The 22,640-nt window shown below is 58.4% G+C and carries 21 protein-coding genes; 6 read left to right on the forward strand and 15 right to left on the reverse strand.

What is annotated here, in order from left to right; translation table 11 throughout:
- Positions 1-89 precede the first annotated feature (89 nt).
- The gene (locus K5Q35_RS07575) at positions 90-782 is read left to right on the forward strand and encodes a glutathione S-transferase family protein (RefSeq protein ID WP_220799081.1); all 693 of its coding nucleotides are present in this window, start codon (positions 90-92) and stop codon (positions 780-782) included.
- On the opposite strand, the gene rnr is transcribed toward K5Q35_RS07575, so the two are convergent.
- The 6 genes from rnr to dapD all read right to left on the reverse strand — a co-directional run bounded on the left by rnr (position 779) and on the right by dapD (position 7,055).
- Positions 779-3,034 (reverse strand): ribonuclease R, encoded by a 2,256-nt coding sequence (gene rnr / locus K5Q35_RS07580; protein ID WP_220799082.1) that lies wholly within the window; start codon positions 3,032-3,034, stop codon positions 779-781. The genes K5Q35_RS07575 and rnr overlap by 4 nt on opposite strands.
- A 5-nt stretch (positions 3,035-3,039) precedes the next feature.
- Positions 3,040-3,639 (reverse strand): TIGR04282 family arsenosugar biosynthesis glycosyltransferase, encoded by a 600-nt coding sequence (locus K5Q35_RS07585; RefSeq protein ID WP_220799083.1) that lies wholly within the window; start codon positions 3,637-3,639, stop codon positions 3,040-3,042.
- Positions 3,636-4,781: a succinyl-diaminopimelate desuccinylase gene (dapE, locus tag K5Q35_RS07590; protein ID WP_220799084.1), complete on the reverse strand. Its 1,146-nt coding sequence runs from the start codon at positions 4,779-4,781 to the stop codon at positions 3,636-3,638. Before dapE ends, K5Q35_RS07585 begins: the two co-directional genes overlap by 4 nt.
- Positions 4,782-4,848: 67 nt before the next feature.
- Positions 4,849-5,202: a hypothetical protein gene (locus tag K5Q35_RS07595; protein ID WP_013964153.1), complete on the reverse strand. Its 354-nt coding sequence runs from the start codon at positions 5,200-5,202 to the stop codon at positions 4,849-4,851.
- 9 nt (positions 5,203-5,211) lie between these two features.
- A complete protein-coding gene (locus K5Q35_RS07600) occupies positions 5,212-6,036 on the reverse strand; it encodes a hypothetical protein (protein ID WP_259650486.1) in 825 nt (274 codons plus the stop codon).
- 191 nt (positions 6,037-6,227) lie between these two features.
- Positions 6,228-7,055 carry a 2,3,4,5-tetrahydropyridine-2,6-dicarboxylate N-succinyltransferase gene (gene dapD / locus K5Q35_RS07605; RefSeq protein ID WP_220799086.1) on the reverse strand — a complete coding sequence of 276 codons (828 nt, stop codon included), beginning with the start codon at positions 7,053-7,055 and terminating at the stop codon, positions 6,228-6,230.
- A gap of 171 nt (positions 7,056-7,226) precedes the next feature.
- Here dapD and K5Q35_RS07610 point away from each other — a divergent pair, with 171 nt between their 5' ends.
- Positions 7,227-8,063, forward strand: a complete 837-nt coding sequence (locus K5Q35_RS07610; RefSeq protein ID WP_220799087.1) for a TIGR00730 family Rossman fold protein — start codon at positions 7,227-7,229, stop codon at positions 8,061-8,063.
- A 100-nt stretch (positions 8,064-8,163) separates the two neighbouring features.
- Here K5Q35_RS07610 and K5Q35_RS07615 read toward each other — a convergent pair whose 3' ends face one another.
- The 3 genes from K5Q35_RS07615 to K5Q35_RS07625 form a co-directional block, all read right to left on the reverse strand.
- Positions 8,164-8,910 (reverse strand): DsbA family protein, encoded by a 747-nt coding sequence (locus K5Q35_RS07615; protein ID WP_220799088.1) that lies wholly within the window; start codon positions 8,908-8,910, stop codon positions 8,164-8,166.
- Positions 8,910-10,094 (reverse strand): 23S rRNA (adenine(2503)-C(2))-methyltransferase RlmN, encoded by a 1,185-nt coding sequence (rlmN, locus tag K5Q35_RS07620; RefSeq protein ID WP_220799089.1) that lies wholly within the window; start codon positions 10,092-10,094, stop codon positions 8,910-8,912. Before rlmN ends, K5Q35_RS07615 begins: the two co-directional genes overlap by 1 nt.
- Before the next feature lie 108 nt (positions 10,095-10,202).
- A complete protein-coding gene (locus K5Q35_RS07625; RefSeq protein WP_013964159.1) occupies positions 10,203-10,733 on the reverse strand; it encodes an invasion associated locus B family protein in 531 nt (176 codons plus the stop codon).
- 174 nt (positions 10,734-10,907) lie between these two features.
- Here K5Q35_RS07625 and K5Q35_RS07630 point away from each other — a divergent pair, with 174 nt between their 5' ends.
- Positions 10,908-11,888: an asparaginase gene (locus K5Q35_RS07630; protein WP_013964160.1), complete on the forward strand. Its 981-nt coding sequence runs from the start codon at positions 10,908-10,910 to the stop codon at positions 11,886-11,888.
- Positions 11,889-11,895: 7 nt separating this feature from the next.
- On the opposite strand, the gene serB is transcribed toward K5Q35_RS07630, so the two are convergent.
- A complete protein-coding gene (gene serB / locus K5Q35_RS07635; RefSeq protein ID WP_220799090.1) occupies positions 11,896-12,771 on the reverse strand; it encodes a phosphoserine phosphatase SerB in 876 nt (291 codons plus the stop codon).
- 348 nt (positions 12,772-13,119) lie between these two features.
- Here serB and K5Q35_RS07640 point away from each other — a divergent pair, with 348 nt between their 5' ends.
- Positions 13,120-14,283 carry a phosphoserine transaminase gene (locus K5Q35_RS07640; protein ID WP_220799091.1) on the forward strand — a complete coding sequence of 388 codons (1,164 nt, stop codon included), beginning with the start codon at positions 13,120-13,122 and terminating at the stop codon, positions 14,281-14,283.
- Positions 14,284-14,323: 40 nt separating this feature from the next.
- The gene (gene serA / locus K5Q35_RS07645; protein ID WP_220799092.1) at positions 14,324-15,919 is read left to right on the forward strand and encodes a phosphoglycerate dehydrogenase; all 1,596 of its coding nucleotides are present in this window, start codon (positions 14,324-14,326) and stop codon (positions 15,917-15,919) included.
- A 71-nt stretch (positions 15,920-15,990) separates the two neighbouring features.
- Here the strand turns inward: serA and tdh are convergent, their stop codons facing one another.
- The 3 genes from tdh to K5Q35_RS07660 all read right to left on the reverse strand — a co-directional run bounded on the left by tdh (position 15,991) and on the right by K5Q35_RS07660 (position 18,876).
- Positions 15,991-17,034: an L-threonine 3-dehydrogenase gene (gene tdh, locus K5Q35_RS07650; RefSeq protein ID WP_220799093.1), complete on the reverse strand. Its 1,044-nt coding sequence runs from the start codon at positions 17,032-17,034 to the stop codon at positions 15,991-15,993.
- Positions 17,031-18,218: a glycine C-acetyltransferase gene (locus K5Q35_RS07655; RefSeq protein ID WP_220799094.1), complete on the reverse strand. Its 1,188-nt coding sequence runs from the start codon at positions 18,216-18,218 to the stop codon at positions 17,031-17,033. Before K5Q35_RS07655 ends, tdh begins: the two co-directional genes overlap by 4 nt.
- 94 nt (positions 18,219-18,312) lie before the next feature.
- Positions 18,313-18,876 carry a helix-turn-helix domain-containing protein gene (locus K5Q35_RS07660; RefSeq protein ID WP_013964205.1) on the reverse strand — a complete coding sequence of 188 codons (564 nt, stop codon included), beginning with the start codon at positions 18,874-18,876 and terminating at the stop codon, positions 18,313-18,315.
- Positions 18,877-18,997: 121 nt separating this feature from the next.
- Between K5Q35_RS07660 and K5Q35_RS07665 the strand changes: the two genes are divergently transcribed.
- Positions 18,998-20,176, forward strand: a complete 1,179-nt coding sequence (locus K5Q35_RS07665; protein ID WP_220799095.1) for an acetyl-CoA C-acyltransferase family protein — start codon at positions 18,998-19,000, stop codon at positions 20,174-20,176.
- Between the two features lie 9 nt (positions 20,177-20,185).
- Here the strand turns inward: K5Q35_RS07665 and ubiB are convergent, their stop codons facing one another.
- Entirely contained in the window at positions 20,186-21,733 is a 1,548-nt protein-coding gene (ubiB, locus tag K5Q35_RS07670) for a 2-polyprenylphenol 6-hydroxylase (RefSeq protein ID WP_013964207.1), read from the reverse strand.
- On the reverse strand, positions 21,734-22,486 hold the full coding sequence (gene ubiE, locus K5Q35_RS07675; protein ID WP_220799096.1) for a bifunctional demethylmenaquinone methyltransferase/2-methoxy-6-polyprenyl-1,4-benzoquinol methylase UbiE: 753 nt from the start codon (positions 22,484-22,486) through the stop codon (positions 21,734-21,736).
- Positions 22,487-22,640: the final 154 nt, after the last annotated feature.

Below are 22,640 nucleotides of genomic sequence, written 5' to 3' on the forward strand. Positions count from 1 at the left end.
GATTGGTCGTTCTACGCAGCGCTTGTTGCACCGGCACAGATGAGTTGTCTAACATGCGCTGAACATTGCACGTCACGCAGGATTGAATGATGATCAAACTACTGACCTTTCCACCGGCGTTCGGGCTTTTTGCGGCGAGCCCGTTCTGCGTCAAAGCCGCCTATCTCTTGAATATGTCCGGCCAGAAATGGGAGCGTGAGGATATTCTGGACCCGCGCAAAATGCCCTACGGAAAGCTGCCTGCCATCCGCGCAGGGGACCGGTTGATTGCAGACAGCGACCGTATTCAGGCATACCTTGAAAGCGAGGGTGCGGATTTCAACAAAGGGTTATCGGACCTCGACAAGGCCAATGCCCGCGCCTTTATTCGCATGTCTGAGGAACATTTGTATTTCCATCTGGTGCTAGACCGATGGGCCGATGACGCCATTTGGCCCAAGGTGCGCGATGTCTATTTTTCGCAAATCCCGCCCGGCCTGCGCCATGTCATCGCAGCCGGTGTGCGCAGAAAGACCCTAAGCGGGCTGCACGCACAGGGTCTCGGTCGGCTAAGCCAAGAGGAACGTTTGGCGAGAATAGAGCCTGATATAGATGCGATCACCGTGCGTTTACGGCACAGTAAATTCCTGTTTGGGGACCAGCCAACCGCCGCCGATGCCTCGGTTGCGCCCATGTTGGCGGCTGCAACCGCATCGCCGGGAGTGACGCCGATGGGCCGGATGATCTCAGGGAATGAGGTCTTGATGACGTATATCGCAGGGGTCGAGGAAAGCTGCGGTTAGCTCCGGCTGCGTTTCACCTTGCGTTTGATTTTATCCGCTTTGCGCTTGGCTTTGACACCGCGCTTGCGCGGCGTGCGTCCCGCAGGTGATCTGCGCCCCTGCGCCAGTTTCGCCCCCTCAAGTTCCAGCAGCTCAAGCGCGATCCCGCCGGTGATGGGTGCCGCCTCTGCCAGACGTACGGTGGCGCGCTGTCCAAGACCGATGATCTGACCGCTGTCTGCGCCCATCAGAGTTATGGTTTCCGCGTCGAAATGAAAATACTCGTTGCCGATGGAACGCATCGGCACCAAACCATCCGCCCCCGTCTCGTCCAGTTTAACAAAGATGCCAAAGCGCGCAATGCCACTGACGCACCCGGTAAATTCGCTGCCAACCCGTTCGCTCAGGTAGGAGGCAAGGTAACGGTCGGTCGTGTCGCGCTCCGCAACCATCGAACGGCGCTCGGTGTCCGAGATATGCGTGCCGGTGTCGTCAAGCCCGTCCGCGTCTTCGGGCCGCAAACCGTCCTTGCCCCACCCATGGGCAGAAATCAAAGCGCGGTGCACGATCAAATCGGCATAGCGCCGAATGGGGGAGGTGAAATGCGCATAGCGCGGCAAGGCCAGCCCAAAGTGGCCCAGATTGATCGGCCCATAATAGGCCTGCGTCATCGAGCGCAGGGTGGAGATGTTGATCAGCTCCGCCTCATCACTGCCCGCAGCCTCCTGCAACAAGCGATTCAGATGCGCGGTCTTGAGCACCTGACCCTTGGCCAGATTATACCCGCTGGCGCGGGCGGTTTCGCGCAGCGCATCCAGTTTCTCCGGGCTTGGTTCTTCATGAACGCGGAACAACAGCGGGGATTTCTTTTCGATCAGCGTCTCGGCGGCGGCGACATTCGCCAGCACCATGAATTCTTCGATCAGGCGATGCGCATCGATCCGCTCTTTGAAGCTGACGGAGGTGACGGTGCCATCCTCCGCCAATTCGATGCGCCGTTCGGGCAAATCCAGCTCAAGCGGTTGACGCCGGGCGCGCGCCGTCACAAGGGCAGCGTAAGCGGCGTAGAGCGGTTTTAAAACAGGCTCCAACAGGGGCTGTGTGCGTTCATTCGCCGTGCCGTCGATGGCGGCTTGCACCTCTTCATAGTGCAGGGAGGCAGGTGATTGCATCAAGGCGCGGTAAAAGCGGTGGCGCAGTTTGTTTCCGTCGGCATCAAGGACCATCTCGACCGCAATGCAGGCCCGTGGCACCCCTTCGTGCAGGGAACACAGATCACCGGACAACCGGTCCGGCAGCATCGGCACCACGCGGTCCGGGAAATAGGTGGAGTTGCCCCGCTTGCGCGCCTCGCGATCCAGTGCGCTGCCCGGCGTCACATAGGCTGCAACATCCGCAATCGCGACCCAGACCACATGCCCGCCCTCGTTTTTCGGGTCCTCATCTGCATGCGCGAAACAGGCGTCATCATGATCCCGCGCATCCGACGGGTCGATGGTGATCAACGGAAGGTCGCGCAAATCCTTGCGACCTTCAGGGCCAACGGGTTTTGCGGCATCTGCCGCTTCGATCACATCATCGGGAAAGCTGTCTGGGATACCGTGCTGGTGGATCGCAATCAGCGATACCGCCTTGGGCGCGGATGGATCGCCCAAGCGTTCAACGATCCGCGCGCGCGGCAATCCCATCCGTGCCTTGGGTCCGGCTTGTTCTGCCTCGACCAATTCGCCGTCCTTGGCGCCATGTGTCGCTCCGCTGGCAACCTGCCATTCCTTGTCGGACCCTTTATCAATCGGCTGGATGCGCCCACCCTCCGCCGTCTGGCGGAAAACACCGACAACACGGCGCGGGTTGGTGCCGATGCAGCGGATCAAACGCGCTTCATAATGATGTGTATCGTTCTTGACCAACGTCAGACGCGCGAGGATACGATCCCCCGCCCCCATCGCCGGATCGGACGCACGTGGTATCAGCAGGACGATGGGTTCCTGCCCGATGCCGTGCCATTCCATGGGTTTGGCATACAGATCACCGTCGTCATCCGGCCCGGTAATCTGCAAGACGCTGACCGGCGGCAGGCGTTCGGGGTCCTGATAGCTGCGGTTGCGCTTTTCAAGGTGGCCATCGGCCTCAAGTTCCTTGAGCACGCGCTTGAGATCAATCCGCGCGGCCCCCTTGATGCCGAACGCCTTGGCGATGTCGCGCTTGGCGGTCAGGGTCGGGTTTTGTTCAATCCACTCAAGGATGTCGTTTTTTGTAGGCAGGCTGCTCATCCCTGTCAGGTAGCACGCTGCCCCCGTGCCGTCATGCGCAAATCAGCGGTTGTGTCCACATCCTGCAGTTTATCTACGTAAGCCACTGAAAAATCACCGAGCGAGCGTACCGTATCGGCCAGCGCAAATTCTGTTGACCAGCGCACCGATTGAAACAATTGCGGCCGGGCAGGGCGCGCATTCTTCAGACCGATCAACCAGTAGCCGCCATCATAGGCAGGCCCCAGAACCGCATCCGCATGGCCAAGCGCCCTGAACGCCCGCGCAATATGACGCCGCTCAATCCCCGGAATGTCGGCACCGATGACGCAGACCGGACCGGGTCCTTGCCCCCGCAACGCGCGTTTCATGCGGATGCCCAGATCGCCCTTTCCTTGGGGGACGCGGCGCAGACCACGGGGCCAGACGCGGCTTTTTAGCCCTTCGTTGTCCGGGGAGACCATCAGAACGACATCCCAGCGTGGGTCCTGCAGCCGCCGGATCAGCGCGGTTGCCTGATGGCGAAACCACCAGGCCGCATTGGTCATGCCGATCTCGTGGCCCAAACGGGTCTTGACCCGACCGGGGCGCGGCTCCTTAAGCATGATCGCAAGGGTGCGTCTCATGCAAAATAGTCGGTGAGTATTCTCGAATAGATCGCTTTCAGCTCGACGATGTGATCGGTTTTGACGTGCTCATCGACCTGATGCATGGATTGACCGACCAGACCGAACTCAACCACCGGGCAGTGATCTTTGACAAAGCGCGCATCTGATGTGCCCCCCGTAGTGCTGAGCACCGGCTCGATACCGGTTTGCGCTTTCACCGCCTTGCTGACGAGCGCGGACAGGGGGCCGGGCGGGGTCAGAAAACTCTCCCCCGAAATCTTGATCCGCAGGCCGGTCTGGACCCCGAATTCAGCCTCTATCTTGGACAGTTCTGTCTTGATCCACTCGGTCAGGGATGCACCGCTATGTGCATCATTGAACCGGATATTCACCGTGCCGGAGCAACTTGCGGGAATGACGTTCGTGGCAGGGTTACCGGTATCCACCGTGACAATTGCCAGCGTTGAGGGGTCAAAAAACTCGGTGCCCTCATCGAGCTTATGGCTGGCCAGCCGGTCCATCAGGCGCATAAGTGCGGGCAGCGGGTTGCATGCGCGGTGGGGGTAGGCGGCATGCCCCTGCTTGCCGGTCACCGTGATCCATGTGGTCAATGATCCACGGCGGCCGATCTTGATCATCTCCCCCATGCGATCCGGGCATGTGGGCTCTCCGACGAGACAGGCGCTCATCTGTTCGCCCTGCGCCGCCATATAGGCCAACAACGCAGTCGTGCCGTCGATTGCATCACCCTCTTCGTCCCCGGTGATGGCCAGCACAATCGCCCCATCGGGGGGCGTGTCGCGCACGAAATCCAGCGCAGCGGCGGCAAAAGCCGCAACGCCTGATTTCATATCCGTGGTGCCACGCCCGTACATGATGCCGTCTTTGACCTCAGCGCCAAAAGGCGGCATGGACCAGTCATCCGCATTGCCAATCGGCACAACATCCGTATGCCCGTTAAAGCCAAAAGTCTTAGGGTGCCCCTTGCTGCCCCAGCGCGCGAAGAGGTTGCGAATGCCGCCGCGGTCGGCCCATGCACAGTCAAACCCCGCATCGCTGAGCACGTCGTGGAGGATATCCAGCGCGCCCTCATCGGCAGGCGTCACGGATGCGCAACGGACCAGATCAGCGGTCAGACGAACAGGATCAACAGCGGTCATGGTGTATTCTCGTATCTAACAAAGCCCTATTCCTACAGGTGCGAGCGAAAGCTGCAAGGGCGGCAGTTTATTCCGCCTCTTCGGTTTGAAACGTCCCGTAGAAAGGCTCCATCTGCGCGACAATAACGGCGTTTTCATCAAGCGCGCGTTGCATCAACACGCGTTCCTCATCGCTGATTTCATGACCCTCGGACAGGCGTTCTTGCAAGGTACCATATCCTGTCACATCCAAAGGGGCCGTATCCGCCTGTTTCAGAATGGCCACGGTTTCGCGCACGGCCTCTGCTTCGTCGATGCCGCTGGCATAGATCACGAGGGCCGCGCCGGTTGCCTTTTTCGGCAGCCCGTCGCCTTCCTTGCGGCCAATCTGGACGACAAGCGTATAGACCTGCTGGCGCGAGGGTTTCTTTTCCTTTGTCATGTTCCCTAGTTAAGGCTTGGCAAAGGGCATCACAATGGCTTTATCAAGGCGCTGCTCGACGGGCCAGTCGGCATAGGGCTCCCAATCCGCTTCCATCTCGTGCAGATGCCGCAGGCCCGCCAAGAGCGGGATGCGCAGTTCTGTTGGCAACATGATGTAATCGTCTGCCTGTTTTTCATAACGTAGCGCCATTTTACCGGTGCAATCACGCGTCGCGATCGCATCAAGGATCATAAGTGCGGTGGCCGCCGCGTAAGATGGGTGCACAGGGTCCAATGATACCCGTTCGATCACCTCGGAGGGGAACCACCCGCCGAACTCTGACAAAATGCAGCTGCCTTTCAGGCAGTTGTCCAGCGCTTTGCGGTGCACTTCGCGGGTCTCCTGGGGGGCCAGCGTGCAGACGACGTCCCGCATGTCTTCTGTCATGGAACGTGCAATGATCTTGAGAAGCCGGGTCAGATCTGTTTCGTCGTAGGTGCGCAGGTCCGTGCCCCTGGGCAGTTGGTCCAGCCTGACGAGACCCAGCGTGTCCGCCCGGCGAAACCCGTTCATCAATGCCGCGCGCACGGGGGAGGGCGCTTCGCGGAACCGGTCGCGAAAGGCGCTCCAGTTCCAGAAAAGATCGTCCTCTCCGGCGCCATAGTTCAGGCGGTCCGCCAGCAGGATGATCGTTGCAGTCATGAAAGCCGGGTGGTTCTGGTTGGGCATCGACGCAACCATCATCAGTTCGGCATGCAGCGCTTCGACATCCGCAGCAGACATCCTGCATTCCTGATCGAACACCAGACGCTTGAGATCTTCGCGCAGGCGCGGGCTAAGTTGCAAAGCCAATTCCGAACACCCTGCTACCGCAGCGCTCTGCAGGTCAGACAAGATCTGAAGCATGGTGAAAGTTTTTGGGGCGGCTATTTTCCTCATGCGACCTGACTAAAATGACATCCGGGCAGGATTGCATCGCAATCAGGTCATCATGCGGATATTACTGGGGCGAAACCGCCCCAAGCAATAACATTCAGTAAAAATCAGTCGCGCAGCAACTCATTGATGGATGTTTTGGACCGTGTTTGCGCATCCACTTTTTTGACGATTACGGCACAATAGAGGTTCACACCGTTTTTTGATGGCATGGACCCCGCGACAACCACAGAGCCTGACGGGACTTCGCCATAGGTGAATTCGCCGGTTTCACGGTCGACGATTTTCGTGGATTTGCCGATGAAAACGCCCATCCCCAAAACCGAGCCTTCGCGCACGATGCAGCCTTCGACAACTTCGGAGCGCGCGCCGATGAAGCAGTTGTCTTCGATGATCGTCGGGCCTGCCTGCATAGGTTCAAGCACACCGCCAATGCCGACGCCACCCGACAGGTGCACGTTCTTGCCAATTTGTGCGCAGGAGCCGACGGTGGCCCATGTGTCAACCATCGTGCCTTCGTCCACGTAGGCACCAAGGTTCACAAAGGACGGCATCAGGACAACGCCCGGCGCGATATAGGCTGATTTGCGCACGACACAGTTTGGCACGGCGCGGAAACCGGCGTCTTTCCAATCTGCCTCACCCCAACCGGCGAATTTGCTGTCCACTTTGTCCCACCAGCCGCCGCCTTGCGCACCACCGGATTGCATCTCCATGTCCTTGATCCGAAACCCGAGCAAGACGGCTTTCTTGGCCCATTGGTTCACATGCCAGTTGCCATCGCTTTGGCGCTCAGCCACGCGCAGACCACCGCCATCAAGCGCTGCAAGCGTGGCTTCGATTGCGTCGCGCTGGGCCCCTTTGGTTGCGGGCGAAATGCTGTCGCGCGCCTCCCATGCGGCCTCGATCGCGGTTTCCAGCTCAGCATTTGACATCGGATTCTCCCCTCAGGTGACAGTGTTCCACGCGCCTATACAAGCCACGCAGCGCCCGTGCAATCCGTTCACGAAAGTTGAACAACCTCGGGTTAGGTAGGAAAGGCCGTTGCATATCGGCGCACATCATGCGCCCCTGCACGCAAAGCGATTGATCAAAGAGGACTATTCATGAACCGACGCCACCCTTTGCGCCACGCCTCTGCCGACCGAAAAGCCATTCGCGAGGTCCCGGACACACCGCAGACCCGCGCGCCACAGTATCGGCTCGCCTTTGCGGATGATGACTTTTTGTGCCGTGAGGAATTGCGCCCGGTCCGGCTGCAACTGGAATTGCTGAAACCTCAGATGCATCTGGATGCGCTTGGCATCAACAGCACCATCGTGCTTTTTGGCGGCGCGCGTATCCCGAGCCCGTCGAGCAAGGATAGCGCTGCGACTAAAACACTGGCTGATTTATCGCATTTCTACGACGAAGCGCGGGAGTTTGCGCGGTTGATGACCCTCAAGAGCATGGAAGCCGAGGGCAAGGAACATGTGATCGTGACCGGGGGTGGCCCCGGCGTGATGGAAGCGGGCAACCGCGGTGCAATGGACGCAGGCGGGCGGTCCATCGGTCTGAACATCGTGCTGCCGCACGAACAGGCTCCGAATTCCTATGTGACGCCTGAATTATGCTTTAATTTCCACTATTTCGCGATCCGCAAGATGCATTTCCTGATGCGGGCCAGCGCCATCTGCGTCTTTCCCGGCGGCTTTGGCACGTTGGATGAGCTGTTCGAGGCGCTGACGTTGATACAGACCGGACGCATGCAGCCCGTTCCGGTTCTGCTTTTCGGGCGCAAGTTCTGGGACTGTATCATCAACTGGGATGCGCTGGCCGATGCGGGCACGATTTCTGCGGAAGACCTTGAGCTGTTCAGTTTCGTGGAAAGTGCAACTGAGGCGATGGAAGTAATTGACCGCTGGCAGGAAACGCCGACCCGCGAGGCCATGCCCGGTCGTTAAGAGCGACTGACGAAGTACCTGAAACATCAAGTATCACGTAACGCGTTGAAATTCTTGATTTCAGACGGCGGTGGGTGAGTCAGGTTTTTCGCATGACGCTTTAAGCGCAAACCGTCTGCGGTTGCGATCTTTCGATCTCGATCAGCTTGGTGAGGTCCGCGTCATTGATGGCACCGATCACGAGGGTCCGCCCCACCATCGTGCCGGGCGTTCCCGGTATGCCCAGCCGTCGACCCAGATCCATGCTGGTGGCCAAGGCCCGTGCCACCCGCGGTCCTGATACCTCCTCGGTGAATGCATCAGGGGGCAGGTCAAGCGCATCCGCCATTGTTTGCAACGCTGCAGGACCCGGGCGCAGGAAACGCTGCGAAAGATAGGCGCGCGCGGCCTCTTCTGCATCGAGAAATCGCGCCGCCAGAACCGCCTGTGCACTGCGCAGCGACGCGGCCCCCAACAGCGGCATTTCATGCCAGATCAGTCGCACAGGCGCGCCAGCGTCCCGGCGCTCCATCAAGCGCTGTTCAAGCACTTTGCAATAGGGGCAGTTGAAATCACTGAAAATAGCGATTGGCACGACATCGGGCTGCCAGCCCTCTGGCCCGAAAAGAGCCACACAGGGCGATGCCGCCCGTTCGGGTGATGGCGCGACGTTCGTTGAGCCCTGCACATCAAGGCCGAAAAACGGATCAATGCCCCCGGATATGCTGCCGCCAGTGATCCGGCGAAACCCGGCAAACCCGGGCAGCGGTTCGAATTCGAAATCGGCCGGGATACGCCGCAGTATCGGTGGAATAGCAACAGCAACGGCGACGATGCCGCCCACGACAAGCACATCACGACGGCGCATTATGCGCCCGCCAGACCTGCCTCTGCCGCGATCTGTTTGCGGGATTTGCGCGCGCGCTCGGTTGCAGACTTCAACTGCCCGCAGGCCGCCATGATGTCTTCACCGCGCGGCGTTCGGATGGGCGATGCATACCCGGCCTTGTAGATGATATCGGCAAAGGCCCGGATGCGATTGTTGGAGGAGCGTTTGTAGGGCGCGCCGGGCCATTCGTTGAAAGGGATCAGGTTGATCTTGGCGGGAATGCCCTCAATCAGCTTGACGAGGCGGCGGGCGTCTTCGTCGCTGTCATTGACGCCGTGCAGCATCACGTATTCAAAGGTGATCCGTTCCGAATTGGATACTTTGGGATAGGCCCGCAAGGCGTCCAAAAGCACCTCGATGTTCCAGCGTTTGTTGATCGGGACCAACTTGTCACGCACGTCATCGGTCGTTGCATGAAAGCTGATGGCCAGTTGGCAGCCGATTTCAACAGCGGTGCGCGCGATTTCCGGCACGACACCGGATGTGGACAGGGTAATGCGCCGCCGGGAAAGTTGAATGCCCTCCGGGTCCATCGCGATTTTCATCGCATCGCGGACATTTTCAAAATTATACAGCGGCTCGCCCATGCCCATCAGGACGATGTTGCTCAGCAGGCGCGTTTCGTCTTTGGGCGCACCGATTTCCGGCCACTCGCCCAGATCGTCCCGCGCGATGATCACCTGACCGATGATTTCGGCGGCGGTGAGGTTGCGCACCAGCTTTTGCGTGCCTGTATGGCAGAACGAACAGGTCAGCGTGCACCCCACCTGACTGGAGACACACAAGGTGCCGCGCCCGTCCTCGGGAATATAGACGACCTCAACCTCGTGACCGCCTGCGATGCGCACAAGGTATTTACGCGTGCCATCCTCGCTGACCTGCCGGGTGACGACCTCCGGGACTTCGACGACGAATTTTTCCGTGAGTTCCGCGCGATAGGCCTTGGAAAGGTTGGTCATCAGATCAAAGTCGCGCACGCCCCATTGATAGATCCATTGCCAGATTTGCCCCACACGCATCTTTGCCTGCTTTTCGGGCGTGCCCTCGGCAATCAACACGTCGCGCATGGCTGCACGGGTCAACCCAACCAGATTGACGGGACCGTCCGGCAATTTGCGCGGAATGGTGTGGACATCTTGCGTGATGGGCGCGTTGGCGGACATAAGAACGACTCTCAAATGGCTGAATGCCGCTCTATATAGGGTTTTCCAAACAGATCAAAACAAAAAGCCCCACCCGCGGGCAGGGCGATGCCTCACATCCACTCAGTGTCAGCCCGCGCAGCGTTTTTCGGCGTCTTCGGTTGCGGCCGTAAACCCGAGCAGCGAGAACGTGTCCTTGGTGGTTGTGCCCCGGCTGGAAATCCCGGTCACAACCGCGTCTGCCCCGCGTTTCATGGCCGCCACGATCTTGGCATCATCCGCCGCACTTGCCGGCCATGCCCAATCGCCATCGGTAAACAGGGAATACTCAGTGCCACTGATCGCCATCGTTACCTGACTGCCGTCCCGGAACGGATAACCGCCGGTAAAGGCCACCTGACCATTGGCATTGGCCGAGGGGTGGAAAGAGACCATCAGCAATATGTCGCCCCGGGTGGCCGCAACAACACGCCCCTCGCGGGTATTTACCGTCTCCGTCGGGACAGAAACGCTCCAGCATTCTTTTGGATCGTTTTCTACAAAAACGCTCCAGTCGGTCTCGGCGGCGACCCGGTTGCTGCTCACGTCTTGCGCAGCGGCGTATGATCCGATGAGCAGCGTTGCACTGGCCAACCCCAGAAAACTCTTGGTAATTCGCATGTTTTACAGCCTCCAGCTGTGCTAACCTCAATCTGTCCTTCTGTTACGGCGGGTCTTTTTTACACCACTCTTTACAACAGACGACCTTGTTTCTCGATAAAAGTAACAGTAGCGCAATCTTGACAGTAGGCGAAAGCCTGATTGGCAAGAATTCGCTAAAACGTGAGGAAAAAAATGTCACAACCGGTTCCAATGGTCGAAATCTGGCGCGGTCCGTTTCTGGAGAGTATGCACACAGGCCATGCGGTGATATGTGACGGAGCAGGCGAAATCATTGATGCCTGGGGCGATCCGGATCAGGTGATGTTGTCGCGCAGCTCATCAAAAATGATACAAGCGCTACCATTGGTTGAGTCTGGTGCCGCAGATGCCATGGGCCTGACATCGCAACATCTGGCGCTGGCCTGTTCGTCGCATGAGGGCGCCCCCATGCACACGCAGCGCGTCCGCGCATGGCTATCGACGCTTGATCTGACGGATGATGCACTGCGCTGCGGGTCGCATATGCCCTACGATCAGACGACGCATGATCAGATGCTCATTGCGGCTGAGAAGCCGTGCCAGTTCCACAACAATTGCTCTGGTAAGCATACCGGCTTTTTGACGCTGTCTAAACACCTCGGTGGCAATGCGGAGTATCTCGAAACAGATCACCCGGTGCAAAAGGCTGTGTTGGAGGCGTTTGAAAGGGTCACATCCGAAACATCGCCCGGCTTTGGCATCGACGGGTGTTCGGCCCCGAATTTCGCGGGCACTTTGCACGGGATGGCCCGCGCGATGTCACGCTTTGCAGCCAGCCCAGAGGACAGTGCCGAGGCGCGCCTGCACCGGGCCATGCGGCTGCATCCTGAACTGGTGGCGGGTGAAAATTGCGCCTGTACGGATTTAATGCGGGCGACCGACGGCAAAGCAGTTGTCAAAACCGGGGCCGAAGGATTCTTCAACGTGATTATACCGGAACAGAAGGTCGGCATCGCGCTGAAGATCACCGATGGGACGACGCGCGCGTCCGAATGTGCGATTGCGGCGATTTTGGTCAAACTGGGCGTTCTGGCGGCAGATCACCCCGCGACGATGAAATATGTGAATGCCCCCATTCTGAACCGCAGGGGGCTCACCACAGGCTATATGCGCGCCGCACCCGCGCTGCTGTAGCAGGCCATTATGCCGGGTGCACGAAGTCGCCTTCGCCATAGCCTTGCAGATACAATAATGCGGTCAGATCACCGTGATTGATGCGGATATCACATTGGGCGGCAACGCTTGGCTTGGCATGCAGGGCGACACCGGTGCCCGCAGCTTTCAGCATGCCCAGATCATTCGCACCGTCCCCAACCGCAAGTACGTCGCTTGTTGAGATGCCCAGACGCTGCGTGATTTCATTCAACGCATCGACTTTGGCTTGCTGGCCCAGAATGGGCGTGCCGACCTCTCCGGTGAGGGTGTCGTTTTTGGTAAGCAACGTATTGGCACGGTTTTCGTCAAAGCCGAGCTTGCTGGCGACCGACTGAGTGAAGGCCGTGAAGCCACCGGACACCAGCGCGGCATGCGCGCCATTGGCCTTCATCGTCGACAAAAGCACTGGACCGCCCGGCATCAGAGTGATGCGCGATGACAGCACATGATCAATGGTTGCAAGCGGCAACCCCTTGAGAAGGCCGACGCGTTCCCGCAGGGCGGCATCGAAATCCAGCTCGCCATTCATGGCCCGTGCCGTGATCCCTTTGACATGCTCCCCGACGCCAGCCTCGTCAGCAAGTTCGTCGATGCATTCCTGCTGGATCATTGTGCTGTCCATGTCAGCCAACAGCATTCTCTTGCGCCGCCCTGTCGCAGATTGTGCGACCAGATCAACCCCCAGCGCCTGTACTTCGGTCCAGACCTCCCAGAGGTTTTCCGGCTTTTGTGCGACCTCAAATTCGGCGGCACCGCGCGGTGACAACCACGCAATATCCCCACCGCCCCACGCATTTCGCAAGGCATCAACCAAAGCGAGGTCAAGCATCTCAGGCTTTGCAATGAGGGTGATTGAAAACATATGCGCGGCATCCCATCGGATAGAAGTCTGGGACGAAGTACACAGCTGCGCCCCTGCTCTGCAACCTCGGAACGCCTGATTTTTTGCGTGCTGTATCATGGTCGACCATCTTGGATGGGCGCTCTTGGCTACTCGCAGAGTGGCACAGCCAGACTGACGGCGTAAGCGCAGGGCCTGAGTGTTGAAAGGTTTCGGCGTGTTTCCGATTGTGAACAGGCGGGCCGCCAAAACCGCAGATTCACGCGATATCTTTCCAGAAGCGGGTTGTGCCAGTCGGCCGCGTGAATTATCCGCATTCGTGGGACACCCTTCCCCAACGAAGGGCGCTTATCTGGAAGGATAGCATCAATGGCTATACAACAACCGGCAACGCGGCCGGACATGAAACCTGTCGCCGTTCCGGCGAATCCGCGTTTTTCTTCAGGGCCTTGCGCCAAACCCCCCACATTTGATCTGAACAAGCTGGCAGACGCGCCGCTCGGCAGGTCGCATCGTGCGTCTGAGGGCAAGGCAAAGCTCCTTCAGGCAATTGAAACGACACGCGAGATTCTCGGCGTGCCGGCGGATTATCGCATCGGCATTGTTCCGGCGTCCGACACCGGCGCGTACGAAATGGCCATGTGGTCGCTTCTGGGCGAACGGCATGCCGAAATGGTTGCCTGGGAAAGCTTTGGCGCGGGCTGGGTCACGGACGTGGTCAAGCAGCTCAAGATCGCCCACACGGTTCACACGGCAGACTATGGCGACATCGTGGATATGGCGGCGTTGAATTATGATCACGACGTTTGCTTTACGTGGAATGGAACAACCTCGGGCGTGCGGATGCCGTCGGGTGATGCGATTCCGGCAGACCGCGCAGGGCTGACGTTATGCGATGCCACCTCAGCCGCATTCGCGATGGACCTGCCATGGGACAAGCTGGATGTGACGACGTTTAGCTGGCAAAAAGTGCTGGGCGGGGAGGCGGCGCATGGCATGCTGATCCTGAGCCCGCGCGCGGTTGAACGGTTGGAAAGCTATACACCGCCATGGCCGTTGCCCAAGATTTTCCGACTCACCAAGGGCGGTAAACTGATCGAGGGTATCTTTACCGGTGCCACGATCAACACACCTTCGATGCTGTGCGTTGAGGATTATCTGCAGGCTTTGGATTGGGCCAAATCGGTCGGCGGCCTGCAAGGTCTGATCGCGCGCGCGGATGCCAATGCAGGCGCAATCGCTGATTTCGTCGCGGCTCATGACTGGATCGACTTTCTGGCCAAAGACCCGGCGACACGGTCGAATACTTCCGTGTGCCTGAGGTTCACTGACGCGCGTATCTCGGATGGCACAGCATTCGCGAAAGCCGTGGCAAAGCGTCTGGCGGAAGAAAACGTGGCCCTCGATATCGGAGCATATCGCGACGCGCCTGCCGGTTTGCGTATCTGGTGTGGTGGTACGGTTGAGACCTCGGACATCGAAGCAATGCTGCCTTGGCTCGCATGGGCTTTCGAGACCGAAATCAACGCATAATTCGCACAACCATTCCAGACTTCAAAAAAGGACCAGCAAGATGGCTCCCAAAGTACTTATTTCTGACAAACTGTCGCCCGCCGCCGTTCAAATTTTCAAAGACCGTGGCATTGATGTGGATTTCCAACCGGATGTTGGAAAAGACAAAGACAAACTGGCCGAGATCATCGGCAATTATGACGGTCTCGCCATCCGCTCTGCGACCAGGGCGACCGAGAAAATCATCGCGGCGGCAACGAAGCTCAAGGTGATTGGCCGCGCCGGGATCGGCACCGACAACATCGACAAGGATGCAGCCTCCAAAAAGGGCATCATCGTGATGAACACGCCCTTCGGCAACATGATCACGACGGCAGAACATGCTATCGCGATGATGTTCGCAGTGGCGCGCCAGATCCCCGAAGCGTCGGCCTCTACCCATGCGGGCAAATGGGAAAAATCGAAGTTCATGGGTGTTGAGCTTACGGGCAAGACGCTTGGCGTGATCGGGGCCGGTAACATCGGTGGCATCGTCTGTGATCGTGCGCGCGGTCTCAAGATGAAGGTCGTCGCCTATGATCCGTTTCTTGGCGAGGAAAAAGCCAAGAAAATGGGTGTTGAAAAGGTTGAACTGGACGCCCTTTTGACCCGCGCTGATTTCATCACCCTGCATGTTCCGTTCACCGACCAGACGGCCAATATCCTGAGCGCCGAAGCGATTGCGAAAATGAAACCCGGTGTGCGGATCATCAATTGCGCGCGCGGCGGTCTGGTGGATGAAGAGGCGCTCGCCGATGCGCTGAAATCCGGCCATGTGGCAGGGGCTGCTTTCGACGTGTTCTCGCAAGAACCTGCGACGCAGAACCCGCTTTTCAACCTGCCCAACGTTGTGTGCACACCGCATCTGGGGGCTGCCACAAGCGAGGCGCAGGAAAACGTGGCCTTGCAGGTGGCCGAGCAGATGTCTGACTATCTGCTGACTGGTGCGGTGAGCAATGCGCTCAACATGCCATCCGTGACGGCCGAAGAGGCAATCGTGATGGGTCCGTGGCTCAAGCTATCGGGGCATCTGGGGGCCTTCATCGGTCAGATGACGGATGAACCGATCAAGGCGATCAATATCCTCTACGATGGCTCCGTGGCCGAAATGAACCTCTCTGCGCTGAATTGTGGCGTGGTTGCGGGTATCATGAAAAAGGCCAATCCGGACGTAAACATGGTGTCGGCCCCTGTGATTGCACAGGAACGTGGCATCTCGATTTCCACGACAAACCAAAGCAAATCCGGGGTTTTTGATGGATATATCAAAGTGACGGTTGTCACGGACAAGCGGGAACGCTCCGTCGCGGGCACTGTGTTTTCGGATGGAAAACCTCGGTTTATCCAGATCAAGGGCATTCAGATCGACGCAGAGGTCGGTGCGCATATGCTGTATACCACGAACGAAGACGTGCCAGGCATTATCGGGACGCTTGGACAAACCATGGGCGAAAACGGCGTCAACATTGCGAACTTTACGCTGGGTCGCGCTGTGGCCCAAGGGGAGGCTATCGCGCTCTTATATGTGGACGATCAGGTGCCTGCACCCGTTATCAAAAAGCTGGAGGCGACGGGTATGTTCACGCAGGTCAAGCCTCTGATGTTTGACGTGGCATAACGCTGATGAAGAAAAGCACGGCAAAAGCGCAGTTTCGCGCTTTTGCCTTTTCCAGCGATTGACGATCTGTTTTACAGGCTGGCCCAATCCAGAACGACCTTGCCCGATTTTCCAGACTTCATGGCTGCAAACCCGGCCTCGTAGTCATTTGCGGAAAAGCGGTGCGTGATGACTTTCGTCACATCCAGCCCGTTTTGAAGCATGGCAATCATTTTATACCATGTCTCAAAAATCTCGCGCCCATAGACACCTTTGATGGTGATGGCCTTGAACACGATCCGGCTCCAGTCGACCGGGGATTTACCGGGCGGAATACCGAGCATGGCAATCCTGCCCCCCATGGTCATCGCATCGACCATCTGATCCAGCGCTTGCTGGTTGCCCGACATTTCCAGACCAACATCAAACCCCTGTTTCATGCCAAGGTCCGCGATTGTCTGTTTCAGATCGTCCTGCGCCACATTGACCGGCACCACGTCTGCCACCTGAGAGGCCAGCGCAAGCCGGTCGGCATTCACATCCGTAATCACCACGTGGCGCGCACCGGCATGGCGCGCGACCGCCGCCGCCATGATCCCGATGGGGCCTGCGCCCGTGACCAGCACGTCTTCACCAATCAGATCAAAGCTCAGCGCGGTATGCACGGCATTGCCCAACGGGTCGAGGATCGCGCCGATGTCATCGGAAATATCATCGGGCAGGGGCACTACGTTAAAGGCGGGCAGCTTGAGGAATTGGGCAAAAGCGCCCTGTTCGTTCACCCCGATGCCGCGTGTGGCCGGGTCAAGATGGAATTTTCCCGCCCGGCTTTGGCGTGACGTTTTACCAATCAGATGCCCCTCACCAGAGCATCGTTGCCCGATGGACAGATCGGTCACATTGCGACCGACTTCAACGATTTCACCGGCAAACTCATGCCCTGTGATCATGGGAACAGGAACGGTGCCCGCCGCCCAGTCGTCCCAGTTCCAGATATGAATATCGGTGCCACAAATCCCGGTTTTGTTGATCTTGATCAGCACATCATCGGGTCCGATTTCCGGAACTGGCGCTTGGGTCATCCAGATCCCTTCACGGGCATGCAGTTTTGACAGTGCTTTCATTCCGTTGCTCATTTTATCACTCCAAGCCTGCGCCCGACCATGGCAAAGGCTTCCAGCGCCTTGTCCAGATCATCCCGCGTCAACGCCGCGTTCATCTGCGTTCTGATCCGGGCCTGCCCGCGCGGAACTACAGGATAGAAAAAGCCCGAAACGAACACGCCCTGATCAAAAAGCTGCGCCGCCATGTCTTGCGCCACTTGCGCTTCGCCCAACATGATCGGAACAATCGGATGCGCGCCCGGCAGCAGGTCGAAATTCAGCGCCTCAAGACCGTTGCGCCAATATGCCGTGTTTTCAAAAAGCTGTGCGCGCAGGTCGTCCCCGGCCTCGACCAGATCAAGCGCTTTGATACCCGCCGCAACAATTGATGGCGGCAAGGAATTGGAAAAAAGGTAAGGTCGCGCGCGCTGCCTTAAAAGATCAATGACCGGCTGCGGCCCTGCAATATAACCCCCGATGGCCCCGCCCAATGCCTTGCCCAGCGTGCCGGTCAGGATGTCCGCTGACACACCGGCATGCGCAGGCGTGCCGCGCCCCTGAGGGCCCATGAACCCGGTTGCGTGGCAATCATCAACCATCAGCAGCGCGTCGTATTTTTCGGCCAGTGCCTTGATATCGGACAGTTTTGCCAGATACCCGTCCATGCTGAACACACCGTCCGTGGCGATCATGATAAAGCGGGCACCCTCATCGCGCGCCAGCTGCAATTGGCCTTCCAGATCGGTCATGTCAGAATTGGCGTAGCGATAGCGCCGCGCCTTGCTCAGCCGGATACCGTCAATGATCGAGGCGTGGTTCAGCGCATCGGATATGACCGCATCCTCTGGCCCCAGGAGCGGTTCGAACAGGCCACCATTCGCGTCAAAACAGGCCGCAAAAAGGATCGCATCATCCATCTGCAAGAATTGCGCCAACCGCGCTTCCAACTGGCGGTGCAGGTCTTGCGTTCCGCATATGAAACGCACCGACGCCATGCCAAAGCCACGCGGTTCCATCGCGTCCTTAGCCGCAGAAATCAGGTCAGGGTGATCCGCCAGTCCCAGATAGTTGTTCGCACACAGGTTGATGACCGACTTGGCACCAACGGCGATCTGGCCCGCCTGTGGCGAGGTGATCGCGCGCTCTTTCTTCATCATGCCGTCGGTTGCAATCTGATCGAGCGTGGCACTGATATGCGACAGGTAGGCTTGTGTCATGGCTGAACTCTCCTTTGCGCAGGTTCTAGCATAGCGGATACGATTCCGAAATAGGGGAATAACACAATAGCGGAATTAATCTGTTATTACGGATTTATGCGTTCTGAACCACAAGAAAGGCGCGCGCGGCGCCGATCGCTTTTATCCGATGCGGCACGTCTGCGCTGTAGCGGGCGGTATCACCGGCTTCGAGCCGACTGATGTTATCCGCACTGCTGACATCGACCACCCCTTCAATCACGGTCAGATGTTCGCGCGCGCCACGGGTATGCGGCTGACTGTCGAGCACCCCATCCAACGAAAAGACCAATTCGTATACTTCGTGTTTCCCAGCCTCTTCAGGCGGTGATAGAATACGAATGCGCAATCCTTTACCGAGGTTTTCAATGGTTGGGACATCTCCCGAGCGCAGGGTTTCGATCTTGGATTTTGTCGCGGCAACATCCAGCAACCCGGCAAAGTCCACCTGTAAGGCGCGTGTGAGATTCCAAAGCGTTGAAATGGTGGGGCTGCTTTCCCCGCGTTCGATCTGGCTGACCATGGACCTTGATACCCCGGAGAGCTTGGCGACCGCATCCAGCGACAGGCCCTGCACCCTGCGCGCATCTTTCAAACGTGCGGGTAATTGTCCAAGGATTTGATCTGTCTCTTCCGTCATACCGGAAAATTCACTTATATAAAGGACGTTGTCAACAAATGACGTAACATCAAGTTAAGTCGGTGCTGACAATCCGATAGGACACCCGCATAGTGGCCGCAACAAGCAAGCGGAGGGTATCATGACCAAAGAGATCGTAATTCTGGACGGCGCGCGCACGGCAATCGGTACGTTTGGTGGCGCATTGGCCGCGACGCCCCCCATAGAACTCGCCACCGTGGCCAGCGCGGCCGCATTGCAACGGGCAGGCGTCGAGGGGGCGCAGATCGGACATGTCGCCTTTGGTCATGTGATCAATACCGAACCGAAGGACATGTACCTGAGCCGTGTGGCCGCGATGCAGGCGGGCGTGCCTGATACGGTCCCGGCGATGAACGTCAATCGGCTGTGCGGCTCTGGTGCGCAGGCGATTGTCTCGGTTATTCAGTCGCTTATGCTGGGTGACGCGGATTTCGCCCTTGCGGGTGGTGCTGAGAACATGTCGCGTTCGCCCTTTATCATCCCGCAACAGCGCTGGGGTGCAAAAATGGGGGACGTTAAAACGCTTGATATGATGTTGGGCGCATTGAACTGCCCGTTCGGCACCGGGCATATGGGTGTTACGGCGGAAAACGTCGCGGCAGAGCATCACATCAGCCGCGCCCAGCAGGACGGATTTGCCTTGCAAAGCCAGCAGCGGGCGTCTGATGCTATCGCAGCGGGCCATTTTCAGTCCCAGATCACGCCCGTCGAGGTCCGCGTGAAACGGGACATGGTGGCTTTTGAAGTGGATGAGCACCCTAAGGCGACAACTCTTGAAGCCTTGTCGGGGCTGCGCACCGTCTTCCAGAAAGACGGGACCGTGACCGCAGGGAATGCCAGCGGCATCAATGATGGTGCTGCGGCAGTTGTTTTGGCAACCGCTGAGGCGGCCGAAAAGGCCGGATTGAAACCAAAGGCCCGCGTTCTGGGCTATGCGCATGCGGGCGTGCGGCCCGAAGTCATGGGCATCGGCCCGGTGCCCGCCGTTCAAAACCTGTTGGCGCGCACGGGCCTGTCGGTGGCGGATTTCGATGTGGTCGAAAGCAATGAGGCCTTTGCTGCGCAGGCGCTGGCCGTCAGTCAGGAACTGGGCCTCGACAATGCAAAGGTAAACCCGAATGGCGGCGCAATTGCATTGGGTCATCCTGTTGGAGCGACAGGGGCGATTATCACCCTCAAGGCGATGTACGAATTGGAACGGATCGGCGGCAAACGCGCGTTGATCACCATGTGCATCGGCGGTGGTCAGGGCATCGCCCTCGCGATTGAGCGGCTGTAAACGTCGCGTCTAGAAAAACATCAGGTCGATCGCGATCAGGGTCAGAGACCCGGATACCCCGATGGTGACACCAAGGATCAAACCACCCAAGATCCACTTGCCCCAGTCATTGCCCTTGCGCAGGGGCTGCGGGTTGGAGGTACGGATCAGCGCGTTTTCGACCATCACGGGCAAGCGCGGGCCGAAGCGCGCCAGCACCCGTGCCGTTTTGGCCAGATCCTTCAGTGTCGCGCGCGGCCCGATTGATTGGGAGATATAGTTGGTCACCACAGGGCTTGCCACTTCCCAGATGTTGATCTGAGGGTTCAGCGACCGCGCGACACCTTCAACGACGACCATGGTGCGCTGAAGCAGGATCAGCTCGGTCCGGGTTTCCATGCCAAAGCGTTCGGTCACTTCAAAGAGGTAACTCAACAACCGACCCATAGAGATTTTCGTGGCGTCCATGCCAAAGATCGGCTCACCCACCGCGCGCAGGGCGCGTGCGAATTCATCCACGTCTTTGTCAGCCGGGACATACCCCGCCTCAAAATGGACTTCGGCGACACGTTTGTAATCCTTGCGGATAAATCCAAACAGGATCTCTGCGTAGACGCGCCGGGTGTATTCGTCGATGTGCCCCATGATGCCAAAATCATAGGCAACAATATCCCCATTGGGCGCGACCTTGAGGTTGCCCTGATGCATGTCCCCATGGAAATATCCATCCCGCAGCGCGTGGTTCAGGAACAGCTGCAGGACGCGGTTGCCCAGGTCCACCCGGTCATGTCCGGCGGCATCTATGGCGTCATTGTCCCCCAGAGGCACACCCGCGGCCCAGCCAAGCGTCATGACCCGTCGCGCGGAAAGATCCCATTTGATCTCGGGCAGCTGAAAGCCCTCGTCGTCTTTTGTTGTTGCCGCGAATTCCGATGCTGCGGAGGATTCCAGCCGCAGATCAAGTTCACCCTGCACGACCCCGTCAAAGTGTTCGATGACATCCATCGGGCGCAAACGTCGCGCGCCGGGGGCGAACAGATCGACCATCCGCGCTGCCAGATAGAATGCATCAACGTCCTTGTTGAACGCACGTTCTATGCCGGGACGCAGAACTTTGACCGCCACATCCTCGCCCGTGCTTGCGATCCTTGCGCGGTGGACCTGCGCAATCGACGCCGCAGCCACCGGTTCGCTGAATTCTGAAAAAACTTCATCGACGGGAACGCCGAGTTCCTTGGACACCTCGGCTTTGGCCACTGCCACTGAAAAGGGCGGCAGCTTGTCTTGCAAAACCCTGAGCTGCACGGCGAGTTCGTCGCCCACCACATCCGGGCGGGTCGACAGGATTTGCCCGAATTTGATGTAAGCGGGGCCAAGCGCGGTCAAGGCACGCGTGGCCGGGGGCATGGACGGATCACCATTATAGCCCAGAAACTTGAACGGCACACCCAAGGCCCGCGCCACAATGCGCACGGCAGCGGGCGCTTCAAAGGCGTCGAGGACGACCTTCATCGCGCCGGTGCGTTCCAGCGTTGCGCCTGTTCGGATCAGACGCCAAATGTTGTGAGGTCCGCGCATTCAGAGTTTCCAGCCAGAGTGCAGACAGGCAATGCCCATGCTCAGGTTGCGGAATTTCGCGTTCTCGAACCCTGCATCCCGCACCATTTTCAGGAACGTGTCCTGATCCGGGAAATTGCGGATCGATTCCACCAGGTATTGATAGCTGTCGCGATCCCCCGCGATGGCCTGTCCCATGCGCGGGATCACGTTGAAACTGTAAAGATCATAGGCTTTTTGCATTGCGGGGTTGGGCAGTTGGCTGAATTCCAGCACCATCAGACGCCCGCCGGGACGCAGCACACGAAAGGCTTCGTTCAGGGCCTCTTGCGGGCGGGTGACGTTTCGGATGCCAAAAGAGATTGTGTAGACGTCAAAGGTGTTGTCGGCAAAGGGCAGCGCCATTGCATCCCCGGTGACCCAATCAAGCTGTTCGACCATGGCTGCGGCCTCTGCGCGTTTGCGCCCCTCAACCAGCATTGATTCTGTCAGATCCAGCACTGTCGCGTGGCCGTAGCCTGCACGCTTGAGAAAACGGAACGAAATGTCACCCGTTCCGCCCGCCACATCCAGTAGCTTTTGACCCGCGCGCGGTGCCAGCCAATCCATCATCGCCTCTTTCCACAAGCGGTGGATGCCGACGGACATGACGTCATTCATAATGTCATACTTGCTGGCCACTGAGGAAAAGACGCCCTGCACGCGCCCGGCTTTCTCGCCTTCCGGCACGGTTTCGAATCCAAAATGGGTGGTTTTATTGCTGTCGTCGGTCATCGGTACTTGCGGTCCTCGGCTTTCGAGCTTTGTTATAGAGCGCGAAGGGCTGGGCACAATGCGTCCCTTTCGTCACAGCGATCAGAATGAGTAAGACGCCTTGAGAAACTTGGCAAGCAAACGGAAGTGTAGTTCGCAAAATGCGCCTTGATAA

The sequence above is a fragment of the Roseobacter sp. OBYS 0001 genome (genome assembly GCF_019654895.1).
Classification (GTDB): Bacteria; Pseudomonadota; Alphaproteobacteria; order Rhodobacterales; family Rhodobacteraceae; genus Roseobacter; species Roseobacter litoralis.